The organism is Epilithonimonas pallida (assembly GCF_900182975.1).
Lineage (GTDB): Bacteria > Bacteroidota > Bacteroidia > Flavobacteriales > Weeksellaceae > Epilithonimonas > Epilithonimonas pallida.
This window is the reverse complement of sequence record NZ_FXUO01000002.1, coordinates 368,360-385,473: the sequence shown is the minus strand read 5'-3', so window position 1 is coordinate 385,473 and position 17,114 is coordinate 368,360. Positions and strand designations below refer to the sequence as shown.

Below are 17,114 nucleotides of genomic sequence, written 5' to 3'. Positions count from 1 at the left end.
GTTTGGAACATTACCTATTTTGAACATCACCAATTATTTCTTCATCCATTTATTAGTTATATTTTCTTTCCACTTAACAACTTTTCCAATTTTAGCCGAATCTTCCTTTGAAAATATATAACAATTAAAGTACATTATACTGTCGCCTTTTATTATATAACATTTGTTGCTTCCGGCAATCTTTTTAAAAAAATATCCTTTACGTATATTATTGAAAACATATTCAGAATTTCTTAAAGTAATTCCATCATCTTTTTCTTGAGTATGAATATTTATTGATAATGAACCTCCCTTTACTAAGTTAAGGTTATATATTTTTCCACTAATTTCCTTAGGTAGATAATTAGCCTTAATATCATCAGTGAAAGTGTTAGAATTAAAATAATTATATAGAAGAACAATCACTAAAAACAACCAAAAAAATGCATATTTTTTCCACATATTATTTATTATAAAAAGTTGTATTTATACGACTCCATTGAGCACCTCCTCCGAAGCCGAACGAAACATTCAGACCAGACCATGCTCTTTGTGAAAGATCAAACAATGATTTTAATCCAAATTTATCTGAGTTGTAATTTTTTGGTGCCCAAAAAGTACTTGCCCCAGCTCCGTCAACACCTTTTATGTCAGCACCAATTGAAAAACCATAGCCCGTGTAATCGCTACTTTTTAATTTTGCATCATCAAAATAATCTCCTGCAATGCCATAAACACTATAAGATCCTGCTATACCTAAATTACCTCTTTGAGAAACATAAGTGCTCCAAGTACCAGCATTTACACCATCAATAAAAAATACAAACTCAATTGATTTCCCTCCACCCATGACAAAGGTAAAGTCCCCTCCAAAACCAACTCCTATAGCATCAATGTCTGGTAATGATTTATACATTTCATTTAAATTCAAATCTAAACCTCCAATAGTATATGGTACTTTAATCCTTGCATTATATTTATTAGTTGCATATTTCGCAATCACTTTATCATTTTCATCGACAAATTTAACTCCTTTGAATGAAAAAAGATTGATGCCCATATGTACAGTATGATTCAGCCCACTTGTAATTAAGCCTTGCCTAAAACCTTGCCAGAAATTACCACCTGCAATTGAAGAAGAAATATCCCGATGTTGCGGATTTGTAATCCGTGACCAATAATACACCAACACATCTTAAACACTTTTATGGTTTTCAATACTATTTTTATTTATCAACTTGTTTGAAACATTACCATAATTTGTTATGAAGTATAACAATTATCGGTTTTATAATAAACACCTTTACTTTCTTGATGAAGTTCCCCAGTTTTTCTGTTAATTTTCACATAAAATGATTCATTACTCACTGGACAACTTTCAAATTTCGCAAGATATAGGTATATATAATCTTTTTCTATTTTGAAAGAGCCACCAATTAGATTTTTACGATCCAACAGTAAATTATAAGTCCTTGCAATAAGCAGTGCTTCAGATAAATTATCAACGTATCCTATAAAGCTTATCAGTTGATTTCCGGATGTAAAGTATTGTAATTTTTTATTTCTGCATGCTACTATATATGTAAAACAGCCATCGGGTTGACATTCCCCAAAAAAACCATCGTCTACAGAAAATTTTTCTTTAGAACAGGTATCTTTATTTCTTTCATAAATTAATTCACTCCTGGAATAGATATCTTTTCGTATCACTTTCCAAGAACAGTACCTTTTGCTTGGTATTATGGACTTATATAACTTATCTTTAAAATATAAACTGTCAGGAATTTTTAAGTAATCATTTGGAACAATCAATTGGGCAGATAATAAATCAGAATATAATGCTATAATTAGTAATATAGCCAGGTTTGACACTTTTTCTTCAAATTTCATAATATATTATTTTAAACTTAAAAATTCTATATAACTAGCTCCATAATTTCTTATTGTACTGTTTAATGTACCAAAAGTCAATCCTAATCCATAATTTCTCGTCTGTAAATGTGCGATAGTTTCTGAAACATATCTAGCCTTAAATCGAGCAGTATCATAATCATATCCATTTTTTGCAAATTTTAAAACAGTTTGCTTATAGAAACCGCTAATCACATGAATAGAGTGTATGGTTTCATGATACCAAGTCCCTGCAAATTTTATCATTTGTTTAGTTCCCAAATAAGAAGGATCAAATAATACTTTTCCTGTATCCATATCAGTAATACCGCTGGCAGACCAACCACCAGAAAATAGTTTTCCATCATTAATTTCAGTATCACCTGAGATATTACTTGAATTTGCAAAAGCATAATCTTTTGAGCCAGCATTATACATATCACTAAAAACAGAAGCTAAATCTTGTAATGTATTTATAAAACCACCAACACATCTGGAACATCTGTTATGGTTCTAAGTATTTTAGATAGCCTTTTTTCTAATTTCTCCTATTCTGGCTATCCGCAGTACTATTTCAAAATCTATTTCTATATCTTATTTTCTAAAAAATAGTATTGAAATTCAATACTATTTTTATTTACCAACTTGTTTGAAGCATTACCCAATCTGATCGTAAAAATACATCTCAAATATAAAAGCGTCTATAGAATTTCAAAATAAATCCAATCGGTTTTAATTCTTCCACAATTAAAATAATCTTCCATATAAAGCTTAATTCTGTATTTGGTATTTTTAGATACAATATTTGTATTGAAAATTGTAAAATTATATATTTTAGCTTCTCCCTTTTTTAAAGTATAATTCAAAGGAAAACATGGAGTGATACAGTCAAAATGTATTATTGGCCTTTCAATATCTTCATACTCTCCATCTTCAACTAATTTTTGAAATTCTGTAATTATTAATGCATTGTTATTAATTTCTTTTGGAATTTTTAAGTGTTTATTTTTATGATTAATAACTTCAATTGATAATTTTCCATCCTTTATTTGGGAAGTATCAATTTTAGCTTCGCATAAAGATTTTTGACTTTGGCAATTTGCAAATAGAAATGTCAAAAGGAAAAGCATTGTTGTTCTCATTGCATTATCTTAATTGAAAAAATGTTAACATTTGTGCAATATACGTAGTTTTAATATGCATTGGAATATCTTTCCAATATTGAGCTTGTTTAGTTTTCCAATATTGCGTTTGCGTTGGCTCTGCAGCTGGAAGGGAATCATTATTTAATTCATGAGTATAGGCATCCCATTCTCTAAATTCATGATTTTTAAATATCCAATTGGTCGTCACAAAAACATAATTTTGTCTAACATGGTGCCATTCATGAGATAACATTCTCATTGCAGTACCGAAATGAGACAGTGGTCCTGTATTGATTTCAATCCAAGCACCGTCACTTGCATCTGAATGTGTTACAAAATAATTAAAGTCATTCTCGCGGATATCATATCCACAAAAATATTTTTCTAATCCCTGTGAGAACTTGAACGTGTCGCCAGCAAGCTTTAATGCACTTGCAAATTTTCCATCATTTATAAATTTGTAATAAGCCTTTCTGACATCTTTAAACTTGTCACGATCTTCCTTAGTAGCTGTATCAGCTTCTTCTGATCCATATATGAAAGCATGGAACGCATGATTTAAGCCAGCTGTAATTATCCCTTGTCTAAATCCTTCCATAAACTTCCCGCCAACTATTGTTGCGGATATACCACCACTTAAACCACCTGCTGTAATCATTAATGCTTTTATTAGCGTAGGGTTTCTACTTGCTAGATCCGTATATTTTCCCGCCTTATTTATCGCACCTGCTGTACTTCCCAAGGCTTCTACACCGCTGGCAACCAAAGATGATATTGCTCCGGATAAAAATCCTGAGTTAATACTACCATTCTCCAATACAGACATCATAGCACCACTTATCCCATGCATCCCCGCTTGGAACGCTGCACTTCCCCAGCTAAAACCAACACCAAACGCAGTAGAGGCAGCAGATCCAATTCCAAAACTAATGATGCCCATCACAGTACCCATCAGGTTTGCTTTGCCCAGTCCATACCAAATGGGGACACCTTGTATCGCGTTCATTACAATCTTAACTGCTACACTTACAGCCGCGGCTATGGCAGCTGCAATAGCTACAGCTGCAACCGTAATACCTTCATTACCATCCAGATCCACATACAACAAAGGATTGTTAAACACATAAGAATACCGGTCATAAGACTGGGTATTATAGGGATCTTGAACCAGGTTATCCGCGCTCAGGAACTTCCTCAGGATCGGGTCATAGAGGCGGGCATTCATATTGATCAGCCCGGACTTCCAAAGATGCTCATGCCCTGTGTAGCCTCTATCAATTAAAAAGTTGTAATTGATCAGTTGCTGGGCGTCTGTAATCGTCTGCCCGGCTTCGTTTACAAGCGCTTTCAGATTGCCCCATGCGTCAAAGAACCGTTTCTCTGCAACTGAGCCATCTGTTTTGGTAATGGCAACAATGCTTCCTATATTGTCCCTATGAAGGTAATAATTATTTTTTGAAAGCAGGCTTCCATTGTTAAGAATCTCCTTTTGGATATAATTGGCAGAGTACGGATCACCGGTAATATAGGTTACGATCTCTGTGGTGCTGCCTTTTTTCTTGATCTCTACAGCAAAATCCGAAGAATAAAATTTGGTTTCACCCGATACCGTAGAAACCATAGAATATCTGCTCTTCAGGATATTGTATTCAAAATTCAGATTTTCTTTTCCAGCCAGCGTAACGCTCAACGGACTTTTGAAAGCATTGTAAGTTGCAGATGCAAATCCTCTTTGTGCATTGACATTTTGCCCGTTGGTATTGAAATTAATGCTTTGCAACCTGTAGTCGGATCCGCTGTAGTTGTATTTTCCTAGTTCTGTATTTGAAGTAATCCTGCCTCTCTGGTCATAGGTGTACTCATTCACCAGAACATTATTGACAGTCTCGGTAAGCAACCTGTTCAAAGTATCATAGGTGAACTTCTCTTCCTTGGCAAAGGTAAAATTATGTCTTTTGTCCAGAACGCCTTTGTTGACATCATAAGTATATCCAATATCAAGAATATTGATGCCATTCCTGTTGTGGCTTATTTTTTCCAAGGCGTAATTGGATGTATTGTAAGTGTTGCTCAGTTGGTAACCATTGCCATACTCCATAGTGGTTGTACGTCCCTTTGCATCCACGTCCGTAACATGCCAGATCATATGGTTATTATTGACATCATTCTGCTGGATCAATATGCCATTACTATCATATATATTCTTTATTTTGGATGAGCTGGTATATGAGTTAGGTAAAACAGTGGAAATACTAACCTCATCTGCTCTACCATAACTATCAAATGTCGTGGAAGATGTATAGGTGAAATCAGGCGTTTGCTCTGTTTTCCCTGTGATCCTGAAATACTGATCATACTGTGTGGTGTAGATATAGTTTTTGCCGTTGCTTGTACCTGTGATCTTTTCAGGGAGTTTGGTATTAGTATTATAGGTGAACGTTTTCTCTATACTGGTATTCTCAGCAGACGTTTTTCCATAAGTTTTTTCCGTCACGGGTCGTCCTATACTGTCATAAGTGTAAAGAGTGTAACCCTTAGGATTATCTTCCCGTGTAACTCTGCCAAGATTGTCATACTGATATGTGAAGGTTCCTGCCGAAGGATCAATTATCTTGGTTTTCCTTCCCCAGCCATCTATCTCGAAAGTTGTTTTGATGCCCTCGTAGTCTGTTTCTTTTAGTTCACCGTTAGGAAAGTAAGTATAACCAATAACTCCGCCATGATCCTGATGTCTTATGGTGTGCCCCATGGCATCAAGAGTTTTAGAAGTCTTTTTATAACCATCATCTACTGTTACTTTCATTCCTTCGTAACAGGTTTTAATAATAATGCCTGTGTAGAGCTTATTTTCGGTTGGACGGTTTAGTTCATCGTATTTTATTTCGTTCCATTTGGGTGCTTCTCCGTCAAAGAAGGGCTCCGAGTATTTAATTTTTTTGCCGAAGGCATCGTACTCTGTTTTTACAACGAGCCATTTTCCGTTGATCGACTGGGTTTTTGATTGTATTTCCCTGTCAAATTTATCAAAGGTTACAATACTTTCTGTGCCACCTTCTCTTTTTTTATGGAGGTTATAAATGCCTGTCGGGATGCCCGATGATACAGATTTTGAAATGGTCGTCTTCTTTCCTAGATAATCGGTGATCTCAGTAATGTTACCCCAGGAATCATAAGTGTAATAGGTTTTGAGATCAAGAGAAGATTTTTCTTCGGAGACTAATCCTATCGGGCTGACCTCTACAGAGGAAGACAAGCCATCCGGAGTGGTTGTTTTCTTGACATACCGTTTAGTCGCATCATATTCATAGCTTGTACTTTGCGGAGATACACCGTTCATGTAGATTGTTTGATTATAAATGTTACCGACGCTGTCATAATAACTATTCGTTATAAGTGGCGGTGCAGTAGCATCGTTGCCATATTTATAATTATAGCTAACTGTACCTTTGGTTGTGTACGTATTGGTTTCCTTAGTCGTAAAAGATAACCCATCTTTTGAGATTGTCGTTTCTATACTTTCAATTTTACCATAATAATAATGATCACTGTCCGTAAATTCCGGTTTATAAGTATATTTAATCAGTGTCGAGCCTACTCCCGCATAATCTGTGTAGGAAGTTTTCAGCTTCAGGTCATCATTTTCATCATAATCATATTTTTTTGGAATGGTGATTTTCCTTAAATAGTCTTCAGTAACTTCATCTGTGGACAATATGAGATATTGATGATTTCCTTTGTCAAATTTTTTATTGGTACTCGTTGTTTGTGTAATAAATTTTTTAAGACCTCCATAAGTAGAACTTACAACAGCATTATCCAGTAAAGGGTCTTTGGTCTGTATGTTCCAAAAAACAGCTTTAAATGGATCTTTTATCCTATATTTATTATTCTCAAAAACAGACTCATAAGCATCACTGGTAAAAGTTTTTTGGAATCCTAAAAATCCTTTTCCTTCCAGATGCTGTATGGCATTCTCATACCTATATTCTTTTGTAAGAATCTTACTATCGAATAAGGTATGTATTTTATTGACCAGATAGGTTGTACCATTATTCTTGTGAACATAAATAGGATATGCAAAGGAGGCAGTATTCTGATTTTTCGTATAACATATTTCATTGTTGCTGTTAATATCTTCCATCATAGGTTTATATTCAACCTGTTGGAATACATTAGAACCATTATCAACTTTTTTGATGAGGGTCTCCGTAAATTGATCGTTATTTATGGTAAATGAAATATCTCTCTTCGTTAATGGATCAGAAATGATTAAGCCTGATTTATAGGTATTAAGCTGATTAAAATCAGATGTTTGTAGCGGAATCGCCAGGGGTGATATCAAATCTGCATTAAGAGGCAAATAATCAGGAATAGGATTTAAAGTGGTATTTCCCTGGCCGTCACTTTTATTTTCGTAGAAGGTGATTCTGTTAGTATATAAACTTGAAGTAAGATTAAATGGCCATGTATAATTCCAATATGCAACATCCATATTTTCATATTGCGCTTGATTTAGCTTCTGGGATTCACTATATTTTACCTTCCCAAACTTACTAAACGATATAATATCGGTCTTACCATCATTGTTAAAATCAGTAGGAATAACCGTAGTAGCACCATATTCCGTATAATCATATTCATAATTAGGGCCTGACCAGAGTTTTTGCCAGAAAGAACCGGAAGCCTTGGCATACACTCTCTGCGATGGCATCAAATAGGCTAGTTTTTGCGAAGTATAATCTTTTGCCGTTACGTTAAATCCCTTACCGTTATTAAGATACTCCCACCATATCAAGGTTTCTGTTTCCATTTTTTTAACTACATCAGAAGCATTATTATCAGCATCAAAATAATAAACAGTTTTTGGAGTCATGAAGTCGGTTAAACCATCACCATTAAAATCACCGAAAATCAGAGGGGTTTTTCTTTTTGCATATGCAATTTCATTATAAAAGTCATTCAGTGGAATAGAATTTAAATTATTGAAGACTCCAAATGTGTTGTTTTGAAGATCGATCTTAAAAACTGTATATTGTGTTCCGCTAATGGTCAGAATTTCAGGAATGCCATCACCATCCATTTCAATGGCATATATATGGTCAAAATTTAAATTTAGATTTGAAGTATTTTGCAAATAAAATGCTTGCGTAACAGAGTTAGTAGTCTTACCTAATTTGGAAAATTTGATATACGAATCAGTGCCCCAAGAGCCAGGAGTAAAACTAATAACATCTATTAATCCATCATTGTCAAAGTCACCGGTTATATAATTATCACTACTTTTAGAAAGATCTAAGGTATACTGTCCTGTTTGCCAATTGAAAGTCCAAGTTCCAACAGAGGGAAAACTCATATTAGATGTACGTCTTTGATAGGTCACAAGATCAAAGATCTCTGTTGTTGGAGCATTAAACACAAATCCGGTCTCCATGATAATCAATTGGTCTCTTTCCGTAACTTTATTTTGTGCATCAAGGACCTTCCCGACCATAAGAATTGAACCAGAATCTACAGTAAAAGGGAGTTTTCCAAGTACCGAACTAACAACGGAAAAGCTTCCATCCACATCTTGTGAAATAAAGCAGGTTGATATCTCTCCTTTTCCAAAAAAATCCCCCGCAACTATATCTCCAAGTGTTTTTGTATTAGGAGTCAAGCCTGCGTTGTTTTTAATCTTTTTTTGTACCGTTCCGTTTGTTACACTGAGATTATAATTAAACTTTAAAGGTTTCAGTTGATCGCCGGCTTTATTTTCTACATTAACCTCAGTTAACCTTTCTACTGTATTACCACGAATAAAATCATGTTTTAAAGAGTACTTTCTGAAAACACCGTCATATGTTGAGCTACTATATACGGTTGAGAGTATAATGCTGTTAATGAACTTGACCCCGTTCCTAAAACCAATTGAAGATGTCTGTCTTGATTTATATTCAAAATTGATGCTGAGAGGCGAGTTTGTTCCACCATATGATATTTTGGTTATCCTTGGTACATAATTATCTGTCTGATAGCTATATTTGATCTCATTATCAAACGGGTCCAGCATACTTGTAATATAATATTGGCCGGTAACCAGTTCCTTATATTTGGCTATTCTTCCATCTGTATACCTGATGATGAACTGATATTCTCCGGTCGTCTGTTTCGTTATTTTTACTTTAGAAAATTTTTCCGTTACGAACTCCGTATCGCTTAACTTTATTAATCTTTGCCCATCAAGGTAAAAAGGGTCGTTATCATTGAACTGCGGACCTTGAGTGATGCCATCTATTTCTTTGCTTTTTCCACCTCTGCTGATCATGGACAACCCCATAATATTCCAGCCCCATCCTGCCTGTCCATTTCCACTTTGACTATTGTAAGCCAATGCTATATTTGGCTGAAAATTATTAATTCCTTTCAAGGTTTCAATTGGCAACATGTAAGTTAATGCGCCGGTTTCACTGACGTTCATCTCCGCATTCACTGTAGGAGCAAGCGGATCTACCACTGTAATTGCAGAACTACCTAGTCCTGCCGTCTGATTGTTTTCAGCATAACCGGAAGTATCGTATGACAATGGAATTTCGGTAACCGTTTGGGAAAATAGAATTACATTGATTAGAAAAAGAACCGAAGTAAACTTGAATTTCATAAACCTTACCATTTTAAAATATTTTTAGATACAACCTGCCCGGTATTGAGAGTGAAATTAACAACAAAAATACCTGTGAGTTGGTTTTGCAATGAGAAACTTGTATAGTTGATACCATTTGTTGGCATATATCCAAATACATATCCGCCACCGGCATTATAAACCTGTAGATTATAAATCTTGTTAAATGCAGGACCATCCCAAGTGATAGTAACAGTGTATTGATTTGCTGCATTTACCGGATTAGGATAAACTTTAATGCTGTTTTTAATAGTTTGTAATTCATCATAAGTATAATCAGTGGACGGAGTTGTTGTTCCATTTGATGGTGTGCAGTCATAAGAATCTGTATTGCTGCCAGCCAAGTCGTAATTAAAGCATTTACTTCCACTATTATAAGTTCCGCTAGGAATCTGCTGTATTTTTTGAATTGAAATAGGACACGTGTTATTAATCAAATTTAAAACATTGTCGCTCCAGTCCAAATAAACATAATTTGCCAAATAATCATTAAGCATAATATCTTCGAAATGCACTGTAGGTGGTTTATAAATTGCGTCTAATGGATTGGGAGAAGCCAAAGAATAACTGCCATTACTTACCAATTGAAATGAGTTTACACTATAACATACTCCTGGTTGGGTATAAGCAGCTATGACTCTATTTGATGTTTTTGGTAAGTTCCAGCTGTACCCTCCCTTGTCTGTTGGAACCTGACGTCCGAACGAATATCCTAATGAAACAGACTCCTTATAGCTATTAAGTATAATATTGTTCTGCTTAATGATTTGATCGTCTTTACCTTGGGTGGTTGAAAATAATTCAGTGAACGGTGTAGTGTTTACAGTTGGTGCACTATAAGCAATTACCATAAAGTCTCCTTTCTTTATGGTCTTATCGCTAGGCAGCCAAAAAATACCCCAGCGATCTTTTATGTACCAATTTTCAAGACTTATATCTCTATCACTGTAGTTGTAAATTTCTATAAACTCTCCCCAGTGATGCCTTCTCGCATTTTCTTCCTGCTGTGTAGTGCCATTGAAAAGAGTCATTCTTTCGTTATAGGGTGTATCGTGATAGATTTCTGTTATTTTGATCTGTGATGAAAGAGAGATAGAAAATAATAGAAACAAATTCAAAAAATAATTTTTTACCATAGTGTAGGTTTATAAATTATTAATATTCTGTTGGAGTTGTTGTAGATGGATGGGTTTGCTATTAGACCTATTTAGGTTTAATAATGCCGTATGTCTCGTGAGTTCGTCCTCATTTTCTATGAACCTTGTTGGGTTATGGACAATTTCAAGAATGCGGCTTTTATCGGTTGAATAACCTTGTTTAGAATAGAATTTAGCAATAATAAGGTTGACCCTGTCAATGGAATGCGCATCAGAAGTACCACCTTTTTGTCTGCAGAGTTCGAAGAGCTTTGTTTTGGCACCAGTAAAATCACCCTTTAAAATAAGATATTTTATTCGTCTTGTTGCTGTTTCAAAATTCTGTTGTGGATTTTCAGATTTTGTACTTATTTCATGGAGAAGAGAATCCATAATCGGCGATCCTGAAGAATTTAGAATTTCAGATTGTTTAAAATATACATCAAATAGTGCTAGAGCCGACCAAAATGTTTTTTTCTGGGTATGGTTGTAATCCTCAAAACGAATAAGATTGTCGAGGTTGTTAAGTTGCTTCGACAATTCCCGAAAATGTTTTATGAAATAAGGATCACTTTTATCTATGGTTTCTAAATAAGTATTAGCTGCATCAAGTGCTCCGTTATAATCTTTTTCTGCGCGAAGGGCTGATATGTTAACCTTGCTCATCTCACGGATCTGTGGCAACCTATCATTTGAAGGAACCTTTGCTTTAAGTACAGCTAATTCCTGAACTGTCTCTTGAGCCGTCAAATGATTAAAACGCTGCTTATGGGCATTGCGGTTTTCTCTTCTATACTTTTTTAATGCCTTATTTTTTCTTGTATCTACAGTATCTACATTTAATGCAATATACTTATTAATTTTGGACAGTTCCTTTTCAAGATTTTTTTTGTTAGGGTAATTTTGTAACAATAATTCCTCGTAGCGTTCTTTGACATATGTAAGTATCCTTCCGTCCGGAATATTTAAATGACCTATTATCTTTTTATTCCCTAAGGCTGCTTTTATATACTCACTGTATAGCCGTCGCTTAATTCGTAAGTTCGTTGGAATATTAGCCGAAGCTTGCTGATACAACTGTATTACCTGCAATTCTTTATGCTTTTGCGACAACAGTATTTTCCTGATGCCATTATAAGCACGAATTTCAGAAGTATCTAACGCTAATACCTGCTCATACTTATTTTTTGCAGCATTAAGCCTTCCCTGTTTACGAAGTCTTCTTGCAGCCCTGAGTAATGTTGGAATATCATTATCTGTCGAAGACGACTTAATAAATTTTGCGAAAATAAAATTGGGAACTAAGCTGGAAACAATCCCCAACCCAGCTAAATGGAGGAATTTTTTTCGAGAGATCATCAATTATAGTTTTTTAAAAAAGGGGAAGAAAGGATTCTGGCCTGTATTTCTCTACTGTAAACGTTATAAATTCAGTTATTCAACTTCCCCTTGCATTGCAAATATAAAAATTTTCATCAAAACACCAAAAACAATATTTTTTTTATAATTAATTCGTTCAATATTTGATGTATTCTAATGTATTTTACATTGATTTAACATAATATCATAATCTGATAAAATAAAATTATTAAAAAGAACAATTTTTTTAATTAAATAATCCTAAATCATCGAACAGTGGATATACAAAGGATATAGAAAGGATATAAAATTATCAAACAAAGGTTACACAAATGATATACAAACCTCCATATTATGTCAAATAAATCCGACCCTTTCAGCAAAACCAAATTTCTAAATCACAACAAATTTTGACGTTAGCCTATAACAGCTTTGGCAAAAATAATATTCAGAAGTATGACAATTGTCTTGAGAAAATACAATTAATGATTTGAAATTAAACCTAACTTTACAGAAGCAAAATGTAGATTATGGATGATTTTCTAGCCGCCAGATCTCAAATGGCAATGTCCCTGGGCTTTCACATCATATTTTCCTGTGTCGGGATGGTAATGCCTTTTCTAATGGCTTTTTCACATTACAAATATTTGACAACCAAAGACGAAGTCTATAAGGGATTGACAAAAGCCTGGAGCAAAGGTGTAGCAATTCTTTTTGCAACCGGCGCTGTTTCGGGGACAATGCTGTCTTTTGAATTGGGGTTGTTGTGGCCAAAGTTTATGGAACACGCCGGTCCGATTTTCGGAATGCCGTTTTCTCTGGAAGGAACTGCCTTTTTCATTGAGGCAATAGCTATTGGATTTTTCCTATATGGTTGGGAAAAATTCAACAAATGGTTTCACTGGTTTTGTGGTGTTGTAGTTGGTGTTAGCGGGCTGGCTTCCGGAATTTTGGTTGTAGCTGCGAATGCCTGGATGAATAGCCCGGCAGGTTTCGATTACGTCAACGGAAAATACCTGAACATCGATCCCATAAAAGCAATGTTCAACGAGGCATGGTTTCCACAGGCGTTTCATATGACCGTGGCAGCTTTTGCGGCAACAGGATTTGCTGTAGCTGGGATTCACGCCTTGATGATTTTGAAAAAACGAAATGTCAATTTCCATACAAAAGCATTCAGAATTTCTGCAGGATTTGCAATTATCGGCGCTTTACTCGCTCCTATCAGTGGTGATGTTGCAGCCAAATCTGTCGCTGTAAGACAACCGATAAAATTGGCGGCGATGGAAGCGCATTTCGAAACGGAAAAAGGCGCAAGTTTCGTCATTGGCGGAATTCCAGATGAAGAAAATGAACAAATTAAATATGCTATAAAAGTTCCGAAAGTTCTAAGTTTTCTGGCTTGGGGCGATTTTGATGCTGAAGTGAAAGGGCTGAAAGATTTTCCAAAAGACCACTGGCCTCCGGTTGCGGTTGTTCATTACGCTTTTCAAATTATGATATTTTTCGGAAGTGTAATGATGATCATTGGCTTGATTTACCTCATCGCAACATTTTGGAAGAAAGAATGGCTGACCAAAAACTGGTATCTGAAAATGTTCGTTGCAGCAATTCCATTCGGTTATATCGCATTAGAAGCGGGTTGGACAGTGACGGAAGTTGGCAGACAACCCTGGATTATTTACGGCATTATGAAAACCATTGATGCGGTGACGCCGATGCCGGGAATCCAATATTCGTTTTACTTTTTCACATTGATTTTCATTTCGTTATCATTAATTATCATCTTCTTGTTATTGAGACAGCTCAAGATGGTACCGAAATTATACGACCCTACTGACCCTAATTATAATCCTAAAAATAAGAAATAATGATTTACGTAGTTATTGCATTTCTCTGGGTTTCAATTTGTTTGTATGTGATTACAGGTGGTGCAGATTTCGGAGCTGGGATTATCGAATTATTTTCCAAAAAATCTTATCGTAACCAAACGAAAAAGATAATGTCCAAATCTATCGCACCAATTTGGGAAGCGAATCATATGTGGCTGATTATTGCAGTCGTGGTATTATTTGTCGGTTTTCCTACGATTTACACAACCGTTTCAACCTATCTTCATATTCCTTTGGTTTTGATGCTGATTGGGATTATCGCAAGAGGAACCGCTTTTACATTCAGAAATTATGATGCTGTTGAGGATAACTGGCAAAAATTATATGCACAGATTTTCTTTTATTCAAGCTTGTTGACGCCATTTTTTTTAGGAATTATTGCAGCGGCAACGATTTCTGGCTCGATAGATCCTGAAGCAAAAGATTTTCTGAGTTTGTACATTTTCAGTTGGCTGAATCCTTTCGGAGTTTGTGTAGGATTTTTCACCGTTTCGCTTTGTGCTTATCTGGCCTCGTTGTTTTCTCTTCACGAAGCGAGATTCAGTGATGCGCTGCCAATTATGAAAAAAAAGGCAAGAGAAACAGCTATTTATGTAGTCGTAACGGGCGTTTTAGTTTTTGTAAGCGCTCATTATTCTGACATCCCTTTATTAAAATGGATTTTCTCAAAAGCTTTGGGAATTATCGCCATAACACTGGCAACAATCAGTTTATTGTTTACCAACGAGGCCATCAAGAAAGGTCATTTTCTGTTGGTCAGAATTTATGGTGGATTTCAAATCATTATGATTCTTGTTGCTGCCACTTATCAGCACAATCCTAATATCATTCTTTTTGCCAACGGTGGTCATCTTTCTTTGTTTGATGAAAGTGCAGCGCCGAAAACTATTGAAGCTTTGGGTTGGGCACTTCTTCTGGGAAGTATTTTCATTCTGCCGTTTTTGTTTTATTTGTTGATGTCTTTCGGGAATCAAAGCAGAAAAGATCCGGAATAATAAAATAATACTACGGTCGTTTTTTACATAGTGGTTTTATTTTTGATATGAAAAACCATTTTTAAATTCAATCGATAAATTATGAAAAAATTGCTATTGACAATGGGTTTGTTGGCTGGCGTTTTGTCTTATGCTCAAGCCTGGAAAGGTGCAGGTGACCAAAAAGCACAAGCGGGAATTAATGTTTGGGGATTTGGAACCGGACCTACTGCAAGTTATGATTATGGACTTTCTAACCTCATCTCTGTTGGTGGTGGTGCTAATGTTTATTTTAATGAAGACGAAGACAATCCTTTTATTTTTGGACGTATCGGATTCCATTTGCAGGAAGCTTTGGCATTACCATCAGAAATCGATGTTTATCCTGGTTTAAATATTGGTGTAGCGGGCAGAAACTTCGGTTTGGGCGTTTATCTTGGCGCAAGATATTTTTTCACAGAGAACTGGGGCGCTTTTATAGAAGCTGGAAACAATGGAAGTTTCGGGGTTTCTTATTCATTCTAAACTCAATTACAACTCAATAAAAAAAGCATTTCAGAATCTGGAATGCTTTTTTGTTTTATTAATTTGAAAATTTTACTTCCCGATTTCTTTCTCGATTTTCTCTATCATCTTTTCTGCATTCCCGTTTGTTCCACCAAGACCAATCGCTTTTTTATAACTTTCTAATGCTAAATCATATTGTTTATTAGTAAAATAAGCTTCTCCCAAACTATCGAAAATATTAGCATCTTTAGGAAACTCATTGGTAGCCAATTTGAATATGGTTATGGATTCATTGTTTTTGCCGAGTCTTAATAATTCATATCCCAATTTATTAAGTTCTCCAGGATTCTCAAAACTGTATTCATTTTTAGAATTTTTCTTAAGTAAATAATAGGTTTCTATCGCTTTATTGACGTCATTGACAGCTTCTTTTCTTATCGCTTGATAAACAGATTTTTTAGGAATTTCGTACTCTTTTCCTAACATCAATTTATGTATAATATGTCCTAAATCCCAAACTCTATTGAGGTTATTGGAAACCAGAATTATCGTGATATTATTTTTAAGATCATTTAAAAAAATCGATTCGAATTTATAAGACACACCATTATGTCTTTGCAGTTCTTCTTTTTCAAAATATCTGCCAAGAGATCCGCCTTCGTCTTTGGCGTATGGATTATTCAACAGAGTTTGGAAGGATTCTTTGGATATTAATCGATTAGAATTAAGCGCTTCAATCCATTTATAGAGATCATTGATATCTACCCAAAGCCAGCCGCTAATAAATTGCATTTCCGGGCATCTGACATAGTCCATATCATAACAATACGTTCGGTTTTTATATCCCGATTTGGGATCAAATACCGAGTTGGTCATTTTTAATGGCTTAATTATATTTTTAGAAACGAATTCCTCAAATGACATTCCGGTTACCTTTTCAATGATTCTTCTTTGCAAGAAAACGTTACCATTATCATACCTGTAACTGGTTCCCGGTTCGAATAATAGGCTATCATTACTTCGCAAAATCTTCCACGCCTCATCATCATTTTTCGGGGCTATTAACCCATTTTCTATCCTAGGAATCCCACTGGCATAATTAATCAAATGACGGATGGTAACTTTCTCTGCCCATTTTGGTAATCCTAAATTAAATTTGGAAATCGGGTCATCAAGATCGAGAAGACCACGCTCTAATAAAATCATTATAGAAACCGCATTAAATTCCTTTGCAATAGAACCAATGTTAAATATCGATTTTTTATTTAAAAGCGTTTGCTTCGTTTCATCTGTAAATCCGAATGATTTTTGATAGATGATTTTGTTGTTTTTAGCGACAAGGACATTTCCGTTGAATAAACCTCTCTCATAAGATTTCGCCATTACAGAATCAATTTGATTGGCATACACCGATTCTTTTTTCGATTTGTTTCTGTTGTTTAAGTCATTCACAGTTTGTGCAAAAGTGCTTATTGATAAAAGCAGAAGCAAGATTAAATGTAGTTTTTTCATTTTATAACTATTTTTTTAGTTATTAATGTAACAACTAAAGAAAAGCTTTTATTACATCGGAA

The 17,114-nt window shown here is 35.0% G+C and carries 12 protein-coding genes; 3 read left to right on the top strand and 9 right to left on the bottom strand.

Translation table 11 applies throughout. The features are described from left to right. Window positions 1-33: 33 nt before the first annotated feature. The 8 genes from QOL71_RS04955 to QOL71_RS04920 form a co-directional block, all read right to left on the bottom strand. Entirely contained in the window at window positions 34-441 is a 408-nt protein-coding gene (locus tag QOL71_RS04955; RefSeq protein ID WP_283415860.1) for a hypothetical protein, read from the bottom strand. 1 nt (window position 442) lies between these two features. Further along, complete coding sequence (locus tag QOL71_RS04950) at window positions 443-1,165, bottom strand: hypothetical protein (RefSeq protein ID WP_283415859.1); 723 nt, start codon at window positions 1,163-1,165, stop codon at window positions 443-445. 77 nt (window positions 1,166-1,242) lie between these two features. Further along, entirely contained in the window at window positions 1,243-1,869 is a 627-nt protein-coding gene (locus QOL71_RS04945) for a hypothetical protein (protein ID WP_283415858.1), read from the bottom strand. Between the two features lie 6 nt (window positions 1,870-1,875). Further along, the gene (locus QOL71_RS04940) at window positions 1,876-2,307 is read right to left on the bottom strand and encodes a hypothetical protein (protein ID WP_283415857.1); all 432 of its coding nucleotides are present in this window, start codon (window positions 2,305-2,307) and stop codon (window positions 1,876-1,878) included. 263 nt (window positions 2,308-2,570) lie between these two features. Continuing rightward, the gene (locus QOL71_RS04935; protein ID WP_283415856.1) at window positions 2,571-3,011 is read right to left on the bottom strand and encodes a hypothetical protein; all 441 of its coding nucleotides are present in this window, start codon (window positions 3,009-3,011) and stop codon (window positions 2,571-2,573) included. A gap of 4 nt (window positions 3,012-3,015) precedes the next feature. Continuing rightward, a complete protein-coding gene (locus QOL71_RS04930; RefSeq protein WP_283415855.1) occupies window positions 3,016-9,651 on the bottom strand; it encodes an RHS repeat-associated core domain-containing protein in 6,636 nt (2,211 codons plus the stop codon). 5 nt (window positions 9,652-9,656) lie between these two features. Beyond that, window positions 9,657-10,808: a lamin tail domain-containing protein gene (locus QOL71_RS04925; RefSeq protein ID WP_283415854.1), complete on the bottom strand. Its 1,152-nt coding sequence runs from the start codon at window positions 10,806-10,808 to the stop codon at window positions 9,657-9,659. A 9-nt stretch (window positions 10,809-10,817) separates the two neighbouring features. Then, a complete protein-coding gene (locus QOL71_RS04920) occupies window positions 10,818-12,167 on the bottom strand; it encodes a tetratricopeptide repeat protein (protein WP_283415853.1) in 1,350 nt (449 codons plus the stop codon). Window positions 12,168-12,697: 530 nt separating this feature from the next. Here QOL71_RS04920 and QOL71_RS04915 point away from each other — a divergent pair. The 3 genes from QOL71_RS04915 to QOL71_RS04905 all read left to right on the top strand — a co-directional run bounded on the left by QOL71_RS04915 (window position 12,698) and on the right by QOL71_RS04905 (window position 15,558). After that, complete coding sequence (locus tag QOL71_RS04915; RefSeq protein WP_283415852.1) at window positions 12,698-14,038, top strand: cytochrome ubiquinol oxidase subunit I; 1,341 nt, start codon at window positions 12,698-12,700, stop codon at window positions 14,036-14,038. Continuing rightward, window positions 14,038-15,054 carry a cytochrome d ubiquinol oxidase subunit II gene (locus QOL71_RS04910; RefSeq protein WP_283415851.1) on the top strand — a complete coding sequence of 339 codons (1,017 nt, stop codon included), beginning with the start codon at window positions 14,038-14,040 and terminating at the stop codon, window positions 15,052-15,054. The genes QOL71_RS04915 and QOL71_RS04910 overlap by 1 nt, the downstream gene beginning before the upstream one ends. 81 nt (window positions 15,055-15,135) lie before the next feature. Next, on the top strand, window positions 15,136-15,558 hold the full coding sequence (locus tag QOL71_RS04905) for a DUF6646 family protein (protein ID WP_283415850.1): 423 nt from the start codon (window positions 15,136-15,138) through the stop codon (window positions 15,556-15,558). 72 nt (window positions 15,559-15,630) lie between these two features. Here the strand turns inward: QOL71_RS04905 and QOL71_RS04900 are convergent, their stop codons facing one another. Further along, window positions 15,631-17,052, bottom strand: coding sequence for a serine hydrolase (locus QOL71_RS04900; RefSeq protein ID WP_283415849.1), 1,422 nt, complete (start codon window positions 17,050-17,052; stop codon window positions 15,631-15,633). Between the last annotated feature and the right edge of the window lie 62 nt (window positions 17,053-17,114).